General features: G+C 64.8%; 17 protein-coding genes. 5 read left to right on the top strand and 12 right to left on the bottom strand.

Annotated elements, in window-relative coordinates:
* Positions 1 to 42 precede the first annotated feature (42 nt).
* From ABWK72_RS22280 to ABWK72_RS22250, 7 genes are all read right to left on the bottom strand, one after another.
* On the bottom strand, positions 43 to 606 hold the full coding sequence (locus tag ABWK72_RS22280) for a GAF domain-containing protein (RefSeq protein ID WP_367871782.1): 564 nt from the start codon (positions 604 to 606) through the stop codon (positions 43 to 45).
* Between the two features lie 173 nt (positions 607 to 779).
* The gene (locus ABWK72_RS22275; protein WP_367871781.1) at positions 780 to 1,076 is read right to left on the bottom strand and encodes a hypothetical protein; all 297 of its coding nucleotides are present in this window, start codon (positions 1,074 to 1,076) and stop codon (positions 780 to 782) included.
* A gap of 163 nt (positions 1,077 to 1,239) precedes the next feature.
* Positions 1,240 to 3,027, bottom strand: coding sequence for a hypothetical protein (locus ABWK72_RS22270; protein WP_367871780.1), 1,788 nt, complete (start codon positions 3,025 to 3,027; stop codon positions 1,240 to 1,242).
* Between the two features lie 466 nt (positions 3,028 to 3,493).
* Entirely contained in the window at positions 3,494 to 4,825 is a 1,332-nt protein-coding gene (locus ABWK72_RS22265; protein ID WP_367871779.1) for a PhoPQ-activated pathogenicity-related family protein, read from the bottom strand.
* A 237-nt stretch (positions 4,826 to 5,062) separates the two neighbouring features.
* Positions 5,063 to 5,554: a hypothetical protein gene (locus ABWK72_RS22260; RefSeq protein ID WP_367871778.1), complete on the bottom strand. Its 492-nt coding sequence runs from the start codon at positions 5,552 to 5,554 to the stop codon at positions 5,063 to 5,065.
* A gap of 285 nt (positions 5,555 to 5,839) precedes the next feature.
* Complete coding sequence (locus ABWK72_RS22255; protein WP_367871777.1) at positions 5,840 to 6,172, bottom strand: glycine zipper domain-containing protein; 333 nt, start codon at positions 6,170 to 6,172, stop codon at positions 5,840 to 5,842.
* A gap of 289 nt (positions 6,173 to 6,461) precedes the next feature.
* On the bottom strand, positions 6,462 to 7,166 hold the full coding sequence (locus ABWK72_RS22250) for a Type 1 glutamine amidotransferase-like domain-containing protein (protein WP_367875368.1): 705 nt from the start codon (positions 7,164 to 7,166) through the stop codon (positions 6,462 to 6,464).
* Between the two features lie 214 nt (positions 7,167 to 7,380).
* On the opposite strand from ABWK72_RS22250, the gene ABWK72_RS22245 reads away from it, so the two are divergent.
* The 5 genes from ABWK72_RS22245 to ABWK72_RS22225 all read left to right on the top strand — a co-directional run bounded on the left by ABWK72_RS22245 (position 7,381) and on the right by ABWK72_RS22225 (position 14,043).
* Positions 7,381 to 7,584, top strand: a complete 204-nt coding sequence (locus tag ABWK72_RS22245) for a hypothetical protein (RefSeq protein ID WP_367871776.1) — start codon at positions 7,381 to 7,383, stop codon at positions 7,582 to 7,584.
* Positions 7,585 to 7,821: 237 nt separating this feature from the next.
* A complete protein-coding gene (locus ABWK72_RS22240) occupies positions 7,822 to 9,345 on the top strand; it encodes a hypothetical protein (protein WP_367871775.1) in 1,524 nt (507 codons plus the stop codon).
* Positions 9,342 to 10,679 carry a hypothetical protein gene (locus ABWK72_RS22235; RefSeq protein ID WP_367871774.1) on the top strand — a complete coding sequence of 446 codons (1,338 nt, stop codon included), beginning with the start codon at positions 9,342 to 9,344 and terminating at the stop codon, positions 10,677 to 10,679. The genes ABWK72_RS22240 and ABWK72_RS22235 overlap by 4 nt, the downstream gene beginning before the upstream one ends.
* 282 nt (positions 10,680 to 10,961) lie before the next feature.
* Positions 10,962 to 12,443 (top strand): hypothetical protein, encoded by a 1,482-nt coding sequence (locus ABWK72_RS22230; protein ID WP_367871773.1) that lies wholly within the window; start codon positions 10,962 to 10,964, stop codon positions 12,441 to 12,443.
* A 298-nt stretch (positions 12,444 to 12,741) separates the two neighbouring features.
* Positions 12,742 to 14,043, top strand: a complete 1,302-nt coding sequence (locus ABWK72_RS22225; RefSeq protein ID WP_367871772.1) for a hypothetical protein — start codon at positions 12,742 to 12,744, stop codon at positions 14,041 to 14,043.
* Positions 14,044 to 14,700: 657 nt separating this feature from the next.
* Here ABWK72_RS22225 and ABWK72_RS22220 read toward each other — a convergent pair.
* The 5 genes from ABWK72_RS22220 to ABWK72_RS22200 form a co-directional block, all read right to left on the bottom strand.
* Complete coding sequence (locus ABWK72_RS22220; RefSeq protein ID WP_367871771.1) at positions 14,701 to 14,991, bottom strand: hypothetical protein; 291 nt, start codon at positions 14,989 to 14,991, stop codon at positions 14,701 to 14,703.
* Between the two features lie 49 nt (positions 14,992 to 15,040).
* Positions 15,041 to 15,253 carry a hypothetical protein gene (locus ABWK72_RS22215; protein ID WP_367871770.1) on the bottom strand — a complete coding sequence of 71 codons (213 nt, stop codon included), beginning with the start codon at positions 15,251 to 15,253 and terminating at the stop codon, positions 15,041 to 15,043.
* A 97-nt stretch (positions 15,254 to 15,350) separates the two neighbouring features.
* Positions 15,351 to 16,886, bottom strand: a complete 1,536-nt coding sequence (locus tag ABWK72_RS22210; RefSeq protein ID WP_367871769.1) for an FAD-dependent oxidoreductase — start codon at positions 16,884 to 16,886, stop codon at positions 15,351 to 15,353.
* A 23-nt stretch (positions 16,887 to 16,909) separates the two neighbouring features.
* Entirely contained in the window at positions 16,910 to 17,797 is an 888-nt protein-coding gene (locus ABWK72_RS22205) for an SDR family NAD(P)-dependent oxidoreductase (RefSeq protein ID WP_367871768.1), read from the bottom strand.
* A 188-nt stretch (positions 17,798 to 17,985) separates the two neighbouring features.
* Positions 17,986 to 18,609 carry a DUF6766 family protein gene (locus tag ABWK72_RS22200; protein ID WP_367871767.1) on the bottom strand — a complete coding sequence of 208 codons (624 nt, stop codon included), beginning with the start codon at positions 18,607 to 18,609 and terminating at the stop codon, positions 17,986 to 17,988.
* Positions 18,610 to 18,835: the final 226 nt, after the last annotated feature.

Below are 18,835 nucleotides of genomic sequence, written 5' to 3'. Positions count from 1 at the left end.
GCCAGCAAATTTCCAAGCATCCGGAGGAGCCCGGAGCCGCCCTCAAGCAGGCAGCGCCTTGGCGAAGATCGCCTTCATGGCACCGGTCGTGGTTAGGATCCGATACGCGGAAGACGCCAGCTCGCTCAAGTTCTGCATCAGCCGCTGGTCCTCCGCATCGAACTGCCGGCCCGGCTCGTGGATCACCGCCCAGATCGTCCCCACCGCTTTCCCATCCACATGGAAGGGCACCAGCAACACCTCCTCCAGCGGCGGCGTGATGGGTTCCAGATAAGTGAAGTGCCTCTCGGGGTGGGAGAACAGCACCACCGCATCCCGATCCAAAACGGTCCCGCAGGGTCCGAAATCACTGGGCGTCCCCGCACCGATGTAGGAGGCCAGTCCGCCGGTCACCGCCGGCCAGAAAAACCTTCCCCTCTTCTCGTCCAGCAGGCTGATTCCGGCGGAATCTCCATTGGAAAATTCGAGCACCGCCTGCACCAGCATGGAGAATAATTCCTCAGGCTTCTCGGCAAGGCCTTGGACAAGCGCCAGCGTGGCACGAGTCTCCCCCTCTGCATCCGCGGCGCGAACCTTCCGCTGCGAGAGCTGGGGGGTCGCAATCACGGATTCCAAGCTATGCTGGATCCCGGAAGGCAATAGAGAATAGGGCACGTTCGCCCGTTTCCTTACCTAAAAAACGGGCAAATCGCAAGCTCCTTCGCTACGCATAACTTCTACTGATATTCGCGGGGGAAGCTGCCTCGTTTCCCGGTCCGGGAATTCCACGCACCGCGAACTCAAAACCTCACCCACACCGCCATCTCCCCCGCCTCCTCCCAGCGGGTTCCCCGCAGGAAGGTCCACTGCTCGCTGGATCCTGCCGGATAGTAGTGGTGGCGTTGCGATTTGTTCGACCACTCCGCCACCGTTTCAGCCACCACCCAGTCCCCGATCTCACACTCGGATCGGCTCCACTTGCAGCGCGGGGAATCGCTGACGCTTCCACGCAGCCGCCGTTGACGGTCATGCCTCGCCTGAAGGTCCAAGGGCTGGGAGGGCTTGCGTTCCAGGGGGAGTGCGGGCTGATGGATCATACGCCGCCATCGCAATTTCCGTTCCACCACCGCAATCCTTTGTTTCCCGATATCGCCCCCCGCATTCCGCGGAATGAAGAGGGCGAATTGTCGCCACGACATTGCATTTCCCATGGTCTGCGCCATGCAGTCCTCTTCCGCCTCTGCTCACCACGGATCGCCTTCACGGACTCCCGTCACTGATCTTGAAGAAGCCCTTGCCCGCCGAGAGGTTCGTGACGGTGAAGATGGCCGGAGCCCCGCTGCCGTTAAGGGTCTGCACCGGCTGGAAAGCGGTGACCAAGTCCGGAGAATGCAGGAGCGTGTATTTCACCCCGGCCTGCGCGGTGAAGCCGAGCACCAGGTGGCCGGACGCATTGCGGGAAGTCGTCACCGCCAGCTTCAGCGGAGGCACGGGCGCTTGGTAGGGATCCACCTTCAAGGCGAGCGCATGGATCGGCAGCGTGATCGGGGTCAGGGCGGTGTTCCTCGCACTGGCCGTGATGGTGGCCGCCTGCGGATCGATGACCAGAGCCTGCGAGGTGAGCGCCGGCGTCAGCAGCGGGATGGGCGTGGCCGCGTAGTCGGGGCACACGGCCACCACCGATTGGAAGCCCGGGTTGTAGCCGATGACGCGGAGCCCGTCGCCGGATTCCGAGGACAGCGCACCCGTGGTGTCCCGCATCGAAAGCGCCGCGCCGCTGGTGAAGGTATCGTTGCGCACGAAGCCCTGCACGCTGGCCGACCCCGTAGCCACCTTCGCGACCAGCGAGCGGGTCGGCGCGGCGCTGTCGAGGATGTTGAAGTAAGCGGCGTCCGCATTTACCGCGATCATGCTGATGAAGGCCCCCGTCCCGGGCGCCACCGCGGGCCGGAACTCGGCGGAGACCTGGCCGGTGGCATTGCCGAGCCGCAGCGCCAGCGGCTGGATGACCGGCGGCTCCACGGAGAGATCAATCTTCGAGCCGGTGAGCCAGACATCGTTCCCGTTCGGCGAGTATTGGCCCACCATCAGCGAGGCCCCGGAGAGCGTGTTGGACCAAGCCTTTGTCCCGTTCGCGTTGAACTTGATGAGATGCGTCTTCTGTGTGTAGGCGAGCGTTTCGAAGTCGAGTTCCGTCGCCGCCAGCGCGAAGATGTAGGAGCCGTCCGGACCCGGCAGCATCGCCGGGCTGTGGCTGAGCGTGCTGAAGGGCGGCGTGGCATTCATCGAGAATGTCCGCGCCCAACGCACACCCCCGGAGGCATCGAGATTCACGACCAGGAAGGTCTGGGTGCTGCCGTTGTTAGAGTTCTGGACCGTGAGGTAGTGACCGGACCCGTCGGGGATGCTCGCGATCGAGGCATACTGCGGATCGGCCTCCTCTTCCCCCACCTGCGGGAGCAGCAGCGGGCTCGTGTAGTTCTTGCTGATATCGAGGCTTCCGTTGGTATTGAAGGACACCAGCGAAAGGGTCGTCCCCTGGTCCATCAGCTGCAGGATCTTGTCTCCCGGAGCCAGCCCGGTCAGGGTATCGTCGGGATTCGCGCCGTGGCTGAACTCGAAGGCGAAGTCCTTTGCCAGGGTGCTGCCATTGCCGACCCCGACCCGCGTCTTGCCGCCGGGGACATTGTAGATGGCGAAGTACTTCGCGGGATTGCCAATCAGCGGCCCGGAGATCGTCGGGTAGAATCCCGCGAGCACTCCGGTCTCGAGATAGGCCGCCCACTTGAAGGCCGCATTCTGGTCGAAATACCCGAAGCCGTTCACGGGGTAAGTGCCCGCGCCATTCGGGAAGTTCATCGTCGCATGGAATGCGGACCCCGCGGACCCCTCGTGGGCCGACATCCCTGCCGAAGCAAACGCAGGCAGCGCGGGATCGTTCTTGCGGATGATATGTCCGAAGGGCTGCACCGCATGGCTCGCGGCAGTAAAAACAAGAAGCGCGGACGAAACAACGGCACTAACAGGGCGATGGGTAGACAGGGGCATGACGGCCGCCTGTTTACACCGCCCCGCCCGATTGGGAATGGACCGAAGGGTGCAATCGCGAGCCTAACAGACCCTCCTGTAGCCCTTCCGGTCTGAAGCATGCCTGCCCCCCGGGACCGCGGAGGCTCTGTCTCGCAAAAGCCACCCGAGCAGCGCTATCCATCGCGCGGCTGGCACGGAAAGCGCCGTCGCCTGACTGCCGGCCTTCCCGTGAACATCGAATGAAGGCAGAAGCAGAACCCTGAAATTCAAGATCTCAAATCTCAAATCTCAAATCTCAAATCTCGGATCTCAAATCTCGGATCTCGGATCTCGGATCACGGATCACGGATCTCAAACTTGAAATCTGAAATCTGAAATCTGAAATCTGAAATCCGAACCCCAAGCCCTCCGCGTTCCCCCGCGACCTCTGCGCCTCCGCGGTAGCCTCCCTGCCTTTTCACCGCTCACCGCTCACTCCTGCCTCTCACTCCCCCACCACCCGCATCTGCGTGCACAACCACTGCGGCAGCCCGTCGATCTCATACCCCAGATCCGCGTAGTAAGCGATGAACCCCTTCTCCGGCTTCACCAGGCTCGCCGTCACCGGCTCGCCCTCCTTCAGCGCGATCGCCTGCGACTCCCAGCGCGCCTTCCTAAAATCCCGCGTATCCGAGCGCGCCACCCACAGCCGCGCCTCCCGCGGCGCGGGCTCGGCCGTCACCGTCAGACCCAGGCCGCCATCGGCCTGCGTGCCGTGTTTCCAGCCCAGCTTCGGCAGCGGCTTCCCGCTGAGCTGATAGCGGATGAAGGCCGATACGTTGTTGATGGCCCGGTCCGCATTGAGCTTCTTCCCCGCAGCATCGCGCTCGGTTAGATCGTGCCCGGCGTTCGGGGTGTAGGAGATGTATTTTTCCCCGGGCAGGGCATCCCAATAAAGGTTCAGGGCATCCGTGCTCCAGTAGGCATCGTTGTTCCCCAGCACGATCAGCTTCGGCATGGTGAAGCGATCCCGGTAGGTCCACGGATCGATCATCGTCCACAAGCTTTCGGCCCGCGGCGTGTCCGGAATCGGCACCAGGCCGCGGCTCGTATACGGTGAAATCTGGTTGCTCACCCCGCCCAGCGAACTCTGCTGGTGGGTGAGTTGGTGGCGCATGTTCAGCACATCGATCACCATCGGCGTGATCGCCATCACCCGCGGATCGCTGGCCGCCGTCAGCCAGGTCGTCCAGCCACGCTTCGAGCCGCCGCCGACGATGAACTTCTCCACCGGTGCCTCCCACTCCTTCTTGCTGAATTCCTGCAGCGTATCCATCGCCTTCACCACGCTCTTCACCATCGGGAAGAGCAGCGGCCACGAGGCATCGCCGGAATCGAGGTAGCGGACGAAGGTCTCCGCGATCAGATCGTCCTCCTTCTTGCCATCGAAGAGCGGCTGGTTCGGCACGCCCAGCAGCATCGCCACCGGAGCCTTGATCTTCCCCGCCAGCAGCGCCGCATACATCGCCTTCTCCATCGAAGCGCCGCCCCCTTCATTCAACAGCAGCATCTTCCCGGTCGCCACCCCCTCGGGCTTCACCACCAGCAGATCGTGGCTCCAGGTAATGCCCTGCCAGACCTGCGAAGTCAGCTTCAGCCGCCACGCCTTCACATTCCCCACTTCCCGCACATCCTCCACCGTCCATGCAAACCCCGGCTCGGCCCGCGCCACGTAATTCGCCAGATCCGCTGGCACCACCGGCAGTTCCTTGGCCCGTGAAAAAGCCGCAGAACCCAGCATCACCAACGGCAGCACGATCTTCCCGGTCAAACGCATGCGCCACCCTAGCCGAACCCCGCCTCCGCACAAGGAGACGATCCGTCTTCGCATCACACCGGAAAGGTCCGCCGCATGCCTGCCCCCCGGGACCGCGGAGGCTCTGCCCCGCAGAACGGTACCTTGATACTGATCGCACTGAAGGATCGGGATGGATCCTCACGCCAGGATGCATTACCCAAGGGACCACGTTTAAGGAGCCGACGCCCCCAACAGGGGACACGTAGGCCGGTAACTTCATTCAGAGCACGCCCTTCTCCGCCGCGCCCGCCACACCAGCAGCCCGGACCACGCCCCCGCGACGCCAGTCAGGATGAGCCAGTGAGGAATGAAAAGAATCCACGAGCCCGGAGCCTCGGCCCGATGCAAAATCACCTTGTCGAGTTCTCTCACCGATGGATGTTCGGATAGATCTGGAAGTGTGCCGCTTTCGATCTCTTCTTGAATAACGCTGCCGGTGGGTGTCTTCAGGAAATGCGGTGGAGGAAAGGCTCGGAAGACCGCAAAGACCACAGGATCGTTGATGCCCGGGATGCGATCTATGGCCGGCAGATAGGAACCGAATTGGTGGAATTGCACCGACATCCCGGCACGACGGTTTGATAGGCTCCATTCGCCGCGCATGATCCGGAGGGTATGTTCCGCCGAATCCCGCCACGCCCACACGATGAACCCCATCACCAGAATTCCCGACCAGAAGATAAGCGAGCGGTGTAGCGCGAGCTTCACGCCGGCCATGATGGCAGCGCGGACCGCTCAGGGCGACAGCATTTCGCTTCGCCCGAACGCCAGCCCGTATAGGGGCATCGAATTCCGGAACTCCATCCCCGCTGACGAAATGAACCCGGCGTGGCAGCCTGTCCCTGCCTGCAACGGATGACCGTGACGACGATGCACGATGCGGGCCCCTCCAATGACTCTCGGGCGACCGGGTGAAGAAACTCAGCCGCACGGTTCACGAAAGGAGAAGGCCGTCGCGTGCGAATTCCGCGGCGGCCTTCGATTGTTTTCACCTCAGTCTCCTTCTCGCGGCGGCTCCACCGCGTTCGGCCGTTCTCCCGGTGCCTGCTCCTGTTCCAGATCCGGTTTCGCACTATCTCCCACAGCCTTCCCTCCCAGGGCACCCACCGCTGCACCGACCAAGGCTCCCACGGCCATCCCGCCGGGTCCGCCGATCGAGCCCAGCGCGGCTCCTGCCGCCGCCCCGGTGGCCGTGCCGACCGCCGTGCCCACGGCACCGCCCACCCCTTCCTTCCGCACCAGGTGGCTGGTGCCGTGCTCCTTCGTCGGGAGATCCCCCGAGTGGTCGTTGATGGCGGGATCGTAGTCGCTGTTGTCGGGATTCATGATAGTGCCTCCTTCGCAGGCCTCGTGCCACCCCCTCCGCGCCCTCTCTACCAAGCCGCCCCTTATCCCCACGGAGCAGTTTGCCCCCCGCCAGCGTGCAGGATGCTCCTCCCACCCGCCCCCCGGATCGGGACAGCCCCCCATCCCCCGAAACGGGACGGGGGTGGTGCCCCGAACGGCACACCACCCGTAGCCCCAAACGGCACGCAAAGGTTACCCCCATAAGGATACCCCCATAAGGTGGAGCGGCATCAGTCCTCCTACGGTGCGGTGATCGGAAGATTGGTGATTAGTGCTTCTGCCCTTCCAGCAGCCGCGTCTCCAATCTCCGCTCCACCACCTCCCCATCCCTCATCTCCACCCGATAAACCCCGGCCCCATCGCGTGAGCTCAGCGCCTCCACCAACTCCGTCCCGCGGAAGTGCAGGGCCGCCCCATCGTCCGCCGCATACCCTCCGGGAAACCCGTCCCCCACCAGGCGCTGATACGTCGGCCGCCGCTGTGCCTCGCCATCGTAGTGCGGGCAGGCTGTCGCATCGATCAGCCCCAGGCCATCGGGCAGCGCCTCCAGGTCGCCGAAGGAATCCGTCACCCCGCCGCGGAACCAGCAGATCATCCCGGCACTCACCCCGCACAGGATCGCCCCGCGCAGCCAAGCCTCCCGCAAGATCTTGTCCAGCCCGTGCGCCCGCCAGATCGCCAGCAGGTTCGCCGTATTCCCGCCGCCCACGTAGATGATGTCCTGCTCCGCCACGAACGCCTCCAGTTCCGAAGACCTCTCCGGCCGCCGCGCTGGCGAGGAGGGATCGAAGAAAGTCAGGTCCGTCGCGATCGCCCGCCCGCTGAAGGCCCGGTAAAACTTCACCAGATACGCCGCCGAATCCGCGCTCGCCGTCGGCACGAAGCACACCCGCGCCGGCTGCCGCGGCGATAGCGACAGGATGAAGTCATCCATCAAATGATTCGACTCCATCGAAAAGCCCCCGCCCCCCATCGCAATGATCTGACCCGGACTGCCGCATTCTGGTTTCATACAATAAGTGCCTATCTAACATTCCGATCATCCCTAGATCCGCGGGCGGATCAAGGATGCAGTCGTGATCAAAGAGCACTCGCCGTCGCAACCACCTCAGGCCCGAAGTTCCCGAAAATCAGGCTCGCGATTTTCGTGGAATTTTGCTATCAATGACGACGTTGCCATTCCCTCCATGAAGGCCCTCCGCTTGTCCTTATTGCTCCTGTCATTGGCCGCGCCTTCGTGCCGTTCAGCGGCTCCCGACTCCGTCCGTGCGAGTCAACCGGCGGGCAATGACCCTGCTGCCGGCGAGGACCCGCGCAGCTATTACAAAGGTCTCAACGACCCGAGCAGGGGCCGTGACGGCTTCACCGATACGGATCTCATCTACTACTAGCCGCCGCGGACCGGCGATACGATACTTGGCACCGCCCCCAAGTGTTCAACACGGTGGCGGCTCCCACGCCCCCCCTTCAACCTTGGACGTTCGATGTTGGGCGTTCGATGTTCGATGTTCGCATCTCTGCCTTCCTCCCCTACCCCGTATATCCCCTGTATTCCCCTCATCAAAATCCCTTTCCAATGACGATTCATCTCCTTGCCGTGCCGCCTCGCAAAATCCTATCTGCAACGGATGAATCCTAGATCGCGGATTGTCCGCACCGCGCTCAGCCATGGCCTCGCCCTCGCGGCGGGGTGGGCCGTCTATCAGGGTGCGGCTTCGCAGGGCGTATTCGGTGGCACCGGCGCGTCTTCCGCCGCCGGCATGGGAGCCGCTCCTGCCAAGTCCGCGCCGCGCTCCCCCGCCGATGAGAAGGCCGCCGCGGAAATCCTCGCCAAGGCCCTCAAGCCGGCGGGGAACGGTGGCGACCCGTTTGCCGACTACGAACCCTACAACGACGGCGCGCGCACGGAGCCGCCCCAAACGATCAAGGAGTATCGCGACCGCATCGATAGCATCACCGTCCCGGAGGACATCGGCGCAGCCCTGGTCGCCTTGACCGCGGAGGGCGGCGGCTTGACCCAAGAGGGATACGCCGATCGCGCCGCACTCACCTACCACTGGCTCGCCAAGGACCCGCAGGGCTTCTTCGACTGGCTCAAGGCCGACCGCCCCCGGGCCAATGCGGTCGGCATCGACATCCAGCAGATCGCCCCGGAACTCTACCGCCGCCTGGGCGCGGAGGCCGTGCTGCCGATGATCGGGATGGCCGGGGAGATGAAGTACGCCGTCGCCTCGATGTTGGCCACATCCGTCGCCAAGTCCGGCGACAAGGCCGCGGTCTTGAAGGCCCGCGCGACCCTCAGCGGCGAGAACTGGGAATACTTCTCCCGCAACATCGGCGGACAGTGGCCGAATGACAAACTCGCCGATCTGGTCAAGCTCGCCGTCGAGTGCGATGAACCGCTCATGGCCATCGGCCACCGCCTCCACGGCGACCAGGGCAGCTACATCGCCGGGCTGATCGCGGACGAATCCCTGCCGGAAGACTTCCGCCAACGCCTCTCGGAAAACGAGTTCGCCCGCCAAGGACTGGCCCGCGATCCCAAGGTGCCGCTCGAGCTGCGCGTGCAGGACGGCGGGAATCTGGAAGGGGTCCTGCAAAGCGATGTCTCCCGCATCATGACGGAAGAGCGCGATTGGGCATTCGCCTTCCGCCATGGCCAGGCGACCGCGCAGGAAGTGCTGGATGCCGTCCGCGCCGGCACGCCGGAGATCGCGGAAAAGGAGCCCGAGGCCCTGCGCACCTGGGTCTTCCGCGAGCTCGCGGAGGAGAATCCGGCGGAGGCCATGAAGCTGCTCAAGGACCTGCCGGAGGCGCAGCGCAGCGAGATGGCGCTGACCTATTCCCGCCTCCACTTCAATGACGTCGCGCCCGCCAAGTTCCTGGAAATGATGCAGCAGGTCCCCGCCGATACCGCGGAGCAGTGGGAGGGCCGGCTGGATGCCTGGAACGCCCGCGGCTACACCAATCACGAGCGCCTCAAGGAGGGCTACGTCGAATGGGTCCAGGACCTGCCGCCCGGCATCGACCGCGAGATGGGCCTCTACTCGCTGGCCCGCGCCGTGCAGGCCGCGAACCCGGAGCTGGCCGTGAAGCTTCGCAACCAGGTCACCGATCCCGCCCTTCAAAAACGCATCACCCAACGCCGATGAAACCCGCCGCCAAACGAATCGCCACCCACGCCGGCGCGGTGCTCCTCGGCATCGCCCTGGCCACCGCCGTCCTGCCCGCGGTTTCATCTTCTAACAGCGATGACGACGCCGCACGGGCCGCCGCACGGCTGGCCGCGGAGGAGGCCGCGAGGAACGCCAAGCTCTCTAACAGCAGTGGCAAGAGCAGCAGCGGCGGCACCGGTGAAAGCCGTTCCGCGGCCTTCCGCGCCGCTTGGGCGGACCTCGCGAAGGAGCCGCTCAATTTCAAGCAGCGCATCGCCGCCCAGAAGCGCATGCTCGGAGAGTGGGCGCTCTTCGATCTGGATGGCGCGCTCACCGCCTACCTCGGGGAAGCATGGGACGAGCGCGATCCGATGTATAACGGGCAGGATCCGCTCGGGGTGGCCTTTTACCAGGCCTTCACGCAGCACCCGCTGGAATCGTGGAAGACCCTCTCCGGCCCGCGGATGGGGATGGCTCGGCAACTTCTCGCGCACATGTGGGCCCGGAGCGTCGGCGACCGCGATCGCGAAATGATCATCTCCGTACTCGGCGAGCTTCCAGATGAAGTGCGCCAGAACGCACTGGCGATCATGTTCCTGAGCGGCGATGTGGGCGCTGCGGAGAAGCGGCCGGCGCTGCTGGCCAAGCTCACCACTACCGGCACCCCGCAGCAGCAGGAGCAGTGGCTGCAGGAAGTCTACCGCGCCATTCCGCAAACCGCCGATCCCGCGAGCCTCTCCGCGAAATGGACGGGCATGCCCGCCAGCGGCGAGCGCACCCGCGAGATGGCCGCATGGGCCAGCTCCCAGCGCCGCGCCGACCCCGCCGCGCTCACCGCGGAGTGGGACAAGATCCCCGCCGCCGACCGCGGCCAGGCCGCCCGCATGCTACTCTCGCAGGTCGACAACGAAAGCCCCGCCCTGCTCGACGCGATTGAAAAAGGCATCGAAGCCGGCGAATGGAGCACCCTCTCGCAAGGCGTCTGCGACAAGCTGCGCGGCTTCGAGACCGACCGCCAGGCACTCGCCGAATGGGCACTCACCCTGCCCGAGCGCGAGGAAACCCGCTTCATCTTCAATCTCGCCATCTCGGAAAAACTCATCGCCGATCCCGCCGCCGGCCGCGCCTGGCTCGAGGCGCTCCCCGTCGGCAGTTGGCACCGCGAGCACGGCTTCATCGAGCTGATGCTCGGCTCCGTCTGGGTCAATGACGACCCCGCCGCCGCCCAGCGCGCCATCGACTCGATCACCGACCCCGTTGCCAAGCAAACCGCTGTCACGGACTTCTACAACTGGCAACTCATCACCGGACAGAAGAAGATCAAGCGGTGAAGGCAAAATGCGAACATCGAACATCGAACGTCCAACATCGAACTTCCAAGTGGAAGGCATCAAACCGAAGGCAGAAATGGGAGAAGGGAAAAACGGAAATACGATCTTGAGGAGATCCTCCGCGCAAAGCTCGCTCCCAAGAATCGGAATTTTCCTTCACTCCTCGACGAAACCGACCAGCTCGTCCGCATCTTCGTCTCCAGCATCGCCACCGCCGAAAAACGCCGAAGCGAGTAGCTGCCTTTCCACTTCGATGTTCGATGTTCGCCTTCCCTCTCCCTCATGACGCGCCCGATCACCACCCATCTCCTCGCCGCCGCCGCCGGCTGGGCCGTCTACCAATCCCTCCCCGCCGCCCCCCGATCTAACTCCCCGCCAGGCCCGCCCGCGGTCAAATCCGCCGCTCGCAACGACGACCCCGCCGGGCGCGCCGGCCGACTCCTCCAAAACGCCCGTTCACCCGCCCCCGCCACCGATGCCAAAAAGGCCGCCTTCCAGCAGGACCTCGCGGCCCGCATCGATAGCATCACCGTCCCCGCGGACATCGCTGCCGCCCTTGAAAACCTCGCGCTCACCTACGAGGAAGACGAATACGGCCACGCCCCCAAGTCCGTGGAGGCCGCCGCCCTCCTCTACCACTGGCTTGATCGCGATCCCGCCGCCCTCTTCGCCTGGATCGATGGCCGCGAGGGCAACACCTCCCGCATGGTCACCAAGAACATCCCGGCAGCCCTCAAGGAGCAACTCGCCCGCCACGGCCCGGACCCCGCCATCGCCATGCTCCCGGAGGCCGCGAAATATGACTTGGGCGGCACTGTCACCCGCACTCTCGGCGATGAACTCGGCAAGAACCCCGACCTAGCCCTGATCGCCCGGCTCAAGGAAGCCTCCGGCGACAAGCTGTGGCCGGACCTTGCCGCCAATCTCGGCCGATATTGGCCTCTGGAGCGCAGCGCGGATTTCCTGAAATTCGCCGTCGCGGAGGACTCCATCCATCTCCTCTTCCAATACCGCCCGCAGGACTACGAGAATCGTAGTAGCCGCTTCGCCGCCTGGCTGGCGGATGAAAGCCTGCCCGCGGAATTCCGCGACAAGCTCGCCGATAGCAAACACGTGAAGGAGACGCTCGCGGGTGACCGCAGCTTGCCGCTCGCGGAGCGCCTCGCCTTCGGCGGCCTGCCGGACAACGCGAGCAACCGCGCCGAACTCCTCCAGCGCGATGTCGATGCCCTGATGGGCGACCGCGATTGGGCCTTCCAGGTCCACCACGGCCACGCCACCGCAGAGGAGGTCCTGGAGGCGATCCGTGCCGCCGCCCCGGGCCTCGCCGATGCCGCCCCGGATGCACTGCGGGACCGCGTCTTCTCCCATCTCATCGAGACGGATCCCGCTGCCGCCATGAGCCTGCTCGACGAGCTTCCGCCGGAGGAACGCCATGCGCGCGCCCTCGAGGCCGCCCGCGGGAAATTCGAGGGCAGCGACCCCGCGAAGTTCCTCGACCTGCTTCAACTCATCCCCGCCGATACGCCGGAGCGCTGGCAAGGCCGCCTCGATGCGTGGAACCTCCGCAGCCGCAGCAATAACGCCGAGCACGGCGATGACTACGCCGCCTGGGTGCAAGCCCTGCCGCCGGGCCTCGACCGCGAGATGGGCCTCTACTCGCTCGCCCGCGCCGTCGATAGACGCGATCCCGATCTCGCCGCCGGCCTCCGCGCGCAGATCGCGGATCCCACCCTCAAGGAAAAGCTCCCCCGCCCGCGATGAAAGCCTGTCAGATGACCCAGCCGCGGCACACTCCCGTGATGCTTCACGGACAGCTCTACCGCTGGGAGCGCGGAGCCACCGACCCGCAGGATGGTCCCTCGCTGCCTCTATCACGAAAGGATAGGCAGCCAAGCGGCGGCGCTCTCCACGACCATCGCGCGATGCGTAGCGATACCAGGGTTGCTTCTGCGGGGCAGAGCCTCCGCGGTCCCGGGCGCTGCCGCGTCGGACCGGACGCGATGCGGGCAAGGGGACGGGCAGGCTTCCGCAGTCCGCAATCGCGACACGAAGAGACGCCATGAAGCTTTCCTCCAAACGCATCGCCAGCCATGCCGCCGCCCTGCTTGCCGGGCTTGGCATCGCCGCCTTGCTGCCGCGCCACGCTTCTACCTCACCGGACAGCTCCACCGGCAATACCGCCGCAGCTTCTTCTCCATCACCGGACGCCTCTCGCAACAGCGCCCGCTCTAACAAGCCGCCGCGCCCGGCCGCCAATAGCCGCGGTGCCGAATACCGCCTCGCATGGGACCGTCTCGCACAGGAGTCCATGAGCACCGGCGAGCGCGAGAGCGCCCAATACGCGATGCTCAAGGCATGGGCCCTCGTCGATCTCGAGGGCGCGATCGCCGCCTCGATCGAGGAAGCCTGGAACACCCGCGAGCAGCACGGCCGCGCCTTCCGCGCCGTCTTCGATGATGCCTTCCTCGCCGAGCCGCTGGAGTCTTGGAAGATCCTTTCGAAGTTCGGGCTTGGCACCGGTCGCCAGCGCGACCGCTGGGCCATGCTGGTCGGCGTCAAGAACCCGCAACTGGTCTTCTCCGTCCTCGGCGAGATGACCCCGCAGTTCCAAACAAACGCCATCGGCTACGTCATGAAAACCGCGGACACCGACGCCGCCGCCGATGCCCTGCGCAAGATGGCTGCCGCCTCCGCCGCGCCGGAGGATCTGGAAGAGCGCCTCGCCAGCATCTACCGCTCCGCCCCCGTCAACTTGAAGGAGCGCCCGCTCGCCGAATCATGGCGGGATCTTCCCGCCGGTGCCGACCGACTCGCCCTCATGACCGGCTGGGCCAATGGCCTGAGTAGCTTCAAGCCCGACCTCCTCGCCACCGATTGGGCAAAGGTCCCCGCCGCCGACCGCGCCCAGGCCGCCCGCCTCCTGCTCGGCCAGATGAATTCCGACAACCCCGGCCTCCCCTTCGCCGTCGACCGCATCATGGAGACCGGCCAATGGGATCTCCTCCGCGGCTTCTTCAGCTCGGGCACTCGCTACCCCACCATCACCGGCGGCGACCCCGAGGCCCTCGCCACCTGGGCCATCGCCCTCCCCGCCCGCGAGGAACTCCGCGACCTCTTCCAGCTCGCCCTCACCCCCAAGCTCGCCGCCGACCCCGCCGCTGCCCGCGACTTCCTCGACCAACTCCCCCCCACCGCCACCTGGCAACGCGACCAAGGCTACGCCGCCCTCGCCCAAGCTATCCTCAACCACAAGACCGCCCCCGACCCCGCCGCCGCTCGCAACGCCATCCAATCCATCACCGACCCGGAGATCCGCAGGCAGACGGAGGAGGGCTTGGCGGATTGGGAACTCAGCAGGTGAACCCTCGAGGCTACAGAGCCGGGCTCCACGTCCATGCAGCTCGCGACCGGCCGGCTTTTGAGCTAATACTCCCCCATGGGAATCGCCGAAATCATGCAGGAGGTGCGAAAGCTTCCGGGTGACCAGTTGCTGGCGCTTGCGGCACAGGTGGACGAGGAAGCGCGGGCCGTGGATCTTCTTTTGAAAGCATAACGGCCCTTGCCACGTGCCGGCGAGCACAGACTCCCCCCGCCCGGTTCACCGACGCGCCGGTGGGTGAGGCGAGCGCCACGAAATCCAAGTCGCCATCGCGTAGCTGCCACCCGGGGAATAAAAAGTGGCTCTCCATCAGGTTTGCTGATGGATCGCAATACGTCTGCCCACGAGGGCGGCGCAGCCGCTTTGGAGTGCGGCGGGTATCGCCGCTTTGGGGCGATCTGGAATGGAGATTGCCGAATTGAATTCGCCTCTGCGCCGCCCCGCGGGGGAACGGTTGACGGCATTGCAAAGGGGGAAAACGAAGGGATGGATTCGTGACGGCGTTCTCCGGCACGCCGCGCAGGAAAGCGGCGATGCCCGCCGCACTCCAAAGCGGCTGCGCCGCAAAGGGGGGCATCGATCCGCATTGGGAGCTTCCTCTAAGAACTTCAGCAAACCTGACGGAGAGCCTAAAAAGTCTCAACTCTCCGCCGTATCTCCCTCATCCCCCTCTTCCTCAAACATCGCCGCGGTATCCGGGCGGTCCGCGGTGTCCTGTTCGTCGGAGAAGTCGTCCATCGGCACCTCGTCGGCGGTGTTGTCATCGAGCCGCGCATTCGCCTCGTAGTCGTCGGCCACCGCTTCGCGCTCGGAGGCTTGGGTGACCTCGGCACCGTGGTCGAAGTCGGTTTCGTTCTCCGGTAGATCCTCGTTCAGGATGTCGTCCGGAGTTTCGCGCGGGGCCTTGGGTGGAGTCGTGGTCTTGGCCATGGTCGTGGTGGTTGAGGTTTTCGATGTGCAGATTGATCGTTCAAAGCGGTCAAGCATCCACCCCGAGCTCTCCCGCGACGACCTCCTTCAGATCGTCCGCGAATTCGTTCAGGGCCATCTCCAGCGCGCAATGCCGCATCACCTTGCGGATCTCCGTCACGGTGAATTCCGGATGCTCGTTTTGAAAAGCGGTGATGAAATCCGCCTCCGCTCCCGTGGGCGGCGATTCCGGCGGCACTTCTTCAAGCGTGTGAGGATCCATGGCTTTTGTAAGTGAGTGTGAGAGTGGAAGCGAACCCTTCAATCTATCCCGTCTTCGCGCGCTGCGCCACTTCGATTTATGATTAGAAGATCAGTGATCAGTGATTGGCTGTTTCCTCCATCTCCACCGCCTCCAGATCCGTCTCCGCCGGGCCCGCGATCACCTTCCCGCCCGCCGTGAAGCGCGAGCCATGACAGGGGCAGTCCCAGGTGGACTCCGCCTCATTCCACGCAACGATGCAGCCGAGGTGCGGGCAGACCGCGCTGCACACGTGCAGCTTTCCATCCTCATCGCGATGCGCGGCCACGCGCTTGCAATCAAACTCCATCACCCGCGCCTCGCCGCGCCCGAGATCTTCCGGATCGCCCTCGCGGACCTTCAGCCGGTCCCGCACCATCCGCAGCGGGAAGCCGGAATTCTCCTTCACATACTCCTTGAAGGACGACAGCGAACGACGCCCGGGATTGAAGAGATCCGCCCACGGATTCCTGCGGCCCAGCACCCAATCCCGCGCCATCATCGCCGCCGTGGTGCCGAAGGTCATGCCATCGCCCGAGAAGCCGGTCGCAATGAATTGCGCTTCGCTGGTCGGGCCGATGAAGGGCAGGCCGTCCACCGTCTCGACCACCTGGCCGGACCAGCGATGTGTGATCTCCGCCTGCGGGATCATGCACAGCAGCAACTGCTCCAGGCGCTGGTAAAGCTCGCCGGTCTCGACCACCACACCGGTCTTGTGGTCCTCCCCGCCCAGGATCGCCATCCGCTCCTCCCCGGTGCCGCCGATCCGCAGATAGAGGAAGGGATCCGCGGTGTCCGACCAGATCATGTCCGGCACGGGCAGCTCCGCGGGAATTCGCGCCGCCACCGCATAGGTCGAGTAGAGCGCCAGCTTCGTCTGGAAAAGCGCCGCGCCGAGAGTCCCGGCCATCCCCTGCAGCGGCACATGCGTGGCGATCACCACTTGCTTGTAGCGGATCACGTGGCCGCCGGCATGCACCAGGAGCGGGTCTTCCTCGAAGGCCGTGACCTCGCAGTTCTCGAAGATCCGCGCCCCGGCCTTCACCGCCGCCGCGGCCATGGCGCGCAGATACTTCAGCGGATGAAATTCCATCTGCCCCGCGAACCGGATGCAGGGCCGCCCGGTCACCGGTCCGCCGTCCTCGAAGCGCACATCAAAGCCGAACTGGTGCGCCATCTCCGACTCCGCCTGCAGCACCGCGCGCTCTTCTCCCACATCGCCGGAAGCCGCGGCCACCAGATATCCCGGCACCCGCTTCAGCGCGCAATCGATGCCCAAGCTGTCCACATTCTCGCGGATCAAATCCATCGCCGCCGCGCCCGCTTGCCAAGCGAGCTGCGCCTCCCGCCGGCTGAAGGTCGCGACCAGATCGGACAGGCGCGTGTCCGTCATGTAAGTCAGATGCGCGGTCGTGTGGCCGGTGTCCCGCGCGCCGATCGTTTCGCGCTCGACCAGCACCACACTCTTGCCTTCCCGCGCCAGCAAGAACGCGGCGGTGATACCGGTGATGCCGCCGCCGATCACCAGCACGTCCGCCGAAAGATCTGCCCCGAGCGACGGAAAAGCCTCAGATCCGCCACCCGGGGTATCCAACCAGAAAGGCTGAGTGTTCATGGCTCGCTAGGGAGGGAGTCAGTTCAATGCAGGCGCGCTTCCTCCTTCTCGAGCTTGTCCTCCAGCTCCTGCCGCTGCTCCTGCTCCTTGCCGTTCTCCATATCCCCGCGGGCGCGGGTCCGTTCCTCCGGTGGAACTTCCTCATACATCTTCTCGTTCATCTTCGCCTGGGCATGTTCGGTGAGCACGCGGCGTGCGCCGACCAGCATCTTGTTCATCGCCCCGGGGATCACCAGCAGCTCGCCATCCATCACGCCCTGGTAGCCGGCCTCTGCGACATCCTGCGGTGCCATCAGGTTACCCTTCTGGAAGGCCGTCGCTCCGGTGAGGTCGGCCTTCGGGAAGAAATCCGTATCCGTCGGCCCCGGACACAGTGCGGTCACGCTGACACCCGTCTCTTCCAGCTCGACCGCCAGCCCCTCGCTGTAGGAAAGGACGAAGGCCTTCGACGAGTGATAGACATTCAGCATCGGCCCGGGCTCGAATCCGGCGACCGAGGCGGTATTGAGAATCCGGCCGCTACCGCGCGCGATCATCAGCGGCAGGAAGAGCTTGGTCATGCGCAGCACCGCCTCGATGTTCAAGCGCACGATCGAGAGGTCCTTCTCGATCGGCAGCTCCCAGGTCTTGCCGCGGAAGCCGTGGCCGGCGTTGTTGACCAGGATCTCGACGGGGATGCCCTCGCGCTCGAGGCGGTAGTAAATGTCCTCCGCCGCATCCGGGTTTTCGAGATCCTTCGCGATCGGGGTGGTGCTGATACCGAACTCGGTGGAGAGATCGACCGCCAGCGCGCGGAGTTCCATCGCATCCGGCGCGACCAGCACCAAGGGGTGGCCATGCTTGGCGAATTCGCGGGCGAGGTGGAGTCCGATGCCGCTGGTGCAGCCGGTGATAAGAGTGGTTTCGTTCATGATAGGAAGATGTTGCGAATATCCTCCATCGCATGGTCCGTGCCACGCGGTGGAGTCGCTCCCGGGGCTGCCGCTCCGGCGACCCGCTTTCAGCAACTCCCTTTTGGATCCCTCCTTCCGGGGGCAGCAGAGCCCCACCCATGCCCGTGCAGAATGACGAGGCTGCCCGTGCATCGCGCATCACCTCGTCATGCCCCGGTCTTCGAATTCGGGTCGGTCACCTTCTTGCTCTCCGGCGAGCCGTGCTGGCGCAGGAAGATGCTCAGCATCACGATCGCCAGCACCGCCAGGAACTCGCTTTGCCAATTCTGAAAAGACTGGAACCAGAACTCGGGGTCCGACCAGAAAGCCAGCAGGCTCTCCGCCGCCTCGCCATGCTCCGCGCGTTCGTCATTCCACTCCGCCAGCCCGCCCGCCGTGTGCAGCGCGAAAGCCGCGAGGAACAGGGCAAGCATCGCCAACGAGAGCGAATTCCGATACACCCACGATGACGTGCGCTTCGCGCGGGCATTCTCCGCCTTCTCCTTCTCCGCTTCGTCCGGATCGAGCGATTCCGCCGAGCCGCGCTGATAGAAGAAGGTGGTGAGGATCACATAGGCGCCCATTTGCAGGAACTCGCTCTCCCAATTCTCGCCCGTGGCTTGCCAGAAGTGGCCGCTGCCGAGGTATTCGCCGAAGCTCCCCGGCTCCCGCTGATGCAGCCGCGCATCCGCCTCATGGACCTTGAATCCCATCACCGCCTGCCCCGCCCAGAAGAGCAGGAAGAGTCCGGCCAGCACCAGCGAGAGCCCGTTGTCGCGAAGGAATTTCACACGCCGTCATTCGCAGGAGACGTGCCGCTTCCAGCACGGTCCATCACCCCGCCACCAAGGGTAAGTAGTCCCGCCTTCAGGCGGACGAAGCCACCCCGGGAGCTTCGACGCCAGTGAAGGCCACCAGCTCTCATCCGCCGCCTTGGAAGTCTCGTCCGCCTAAAGGCGGGACTTCATACCCTTGATGGCGGGGCTTCCTTAGTTTGTTCCCTTTTGCTTGGCACAG

Origin of the sequence: Luteolibacter sp. Populi (assembly GCF_040801775.1) — a bacterium.
GTDB lineage: Bacteria > Verrucomicrobiota > Verrucomicrobiia > Verrucomicrobiales > Akkermansiaceae > Haloferula.
Note: the sequence above shows the minus strand (reverse complement) of the source record. Positions and strands in the feature narration are given on the sequence as shown.

Bases quoted from the DNA above. Each gene is read 5' to 3' on its own strand.
- ABWK72_RS22275 (WP_367871781.1), bottom strand. From the start codon at position 1,076: ATGATCCATCAGCCCGCACTCCCCCTGGAACGCAAGCCCTCCCAGCCC.
- ABWK72_RS22270 (WP_367871780.1), bottom strand. From the start codon at position 3,027: ATGCCCCTGTCTACCCATCGCCCTGTTAGTGCCGTTGTTTCGTCCGCG.
- ABWK72_RS22265 (WP_367871779.1), bottom strand. From the start codon at position 4,825: ATGCGTTTGACCGGGAAGATCGTGCTGCCGTTGGTGATGCTGGGTTCT.
- ABWK72_RS22255 (WP_367871777.1), bottom strand. From the start codon at position 6,172: ATGAATCCCGACAACAGCGACTACGATCCCGCCATCAACGACCACTCG.
- ABWK72_RS22250 (WP_367875368.1), bottom strand. From the start codon at position 7,166: ATGGGGGGCGGGGGCTTTTCGATGGAGTCGAATCATTTGATGGATGAC.
- ABWK72_RS22245 (WP_367871776.1), top strand. From the start codon at position 7,381: ATGAAGGCCCTCCGCTTGTCCTTATTGCTCCTGTCATTGGCCGCGCCT.
- ABWK72_RS22240 (WP_367871775.1), top strand. From the start codon at position 7,822: ATGAATCCTAGATCGCGGATTGTCCGCACCGCGCTCAGCCATGGCCTC.
- ABWK72_RS22235 (WP_367871774.1), top strand. From the start codon at position 9,342: ATGAAACCCGCCGCCAAACGAATCGCCACCCACGCCGGCGCGGTGCTC.
- ABWK72_RS22230 (WP_367871773.1), top strand. From the start codon at position 10,962: ATGACGCGCCCGATCACCACCCATCTCCTCGCCGCCGCCGCCGGCTGG.
- ABWK72_RS22225 (WP_367871772.1), top strand. From the start codon at position 12,742: ATGAAGCTTTCCTCCAAACGCATCGCCAGCCATGCCGCCGCCCTGCTT.
- ABWK72_RS22220 (WP_367871771.1), bottom strand. From the start codon at position 14,991: ATGGCCAAGACCACGACTCCACCCAAGGCCCCGCGCGAAACTCCGGAC.
- ABWK72_RS22215 (WP_367871770.1), bottom strand. From the start codon at position 15,253: ATGGATCCTCACACGCTTGAAGAAGTGCCGCCGGAATCGCCGCCCACG.
- ABWK72_RS22210 (WP_367871769.1), bottom strand. From the start codon at position 16,886: ATGAACACTCAGCCTTTCTGGTTGGATACCCCGGGTGGCGGATCTGAG.
- ABWK72_RS22205 (WP_367871768.1), bottom strand. From the start codon at position 17,797: ATGAACGAAACCACTCTTATCACCGGCTGCACCAGCGGCATCGGACTC.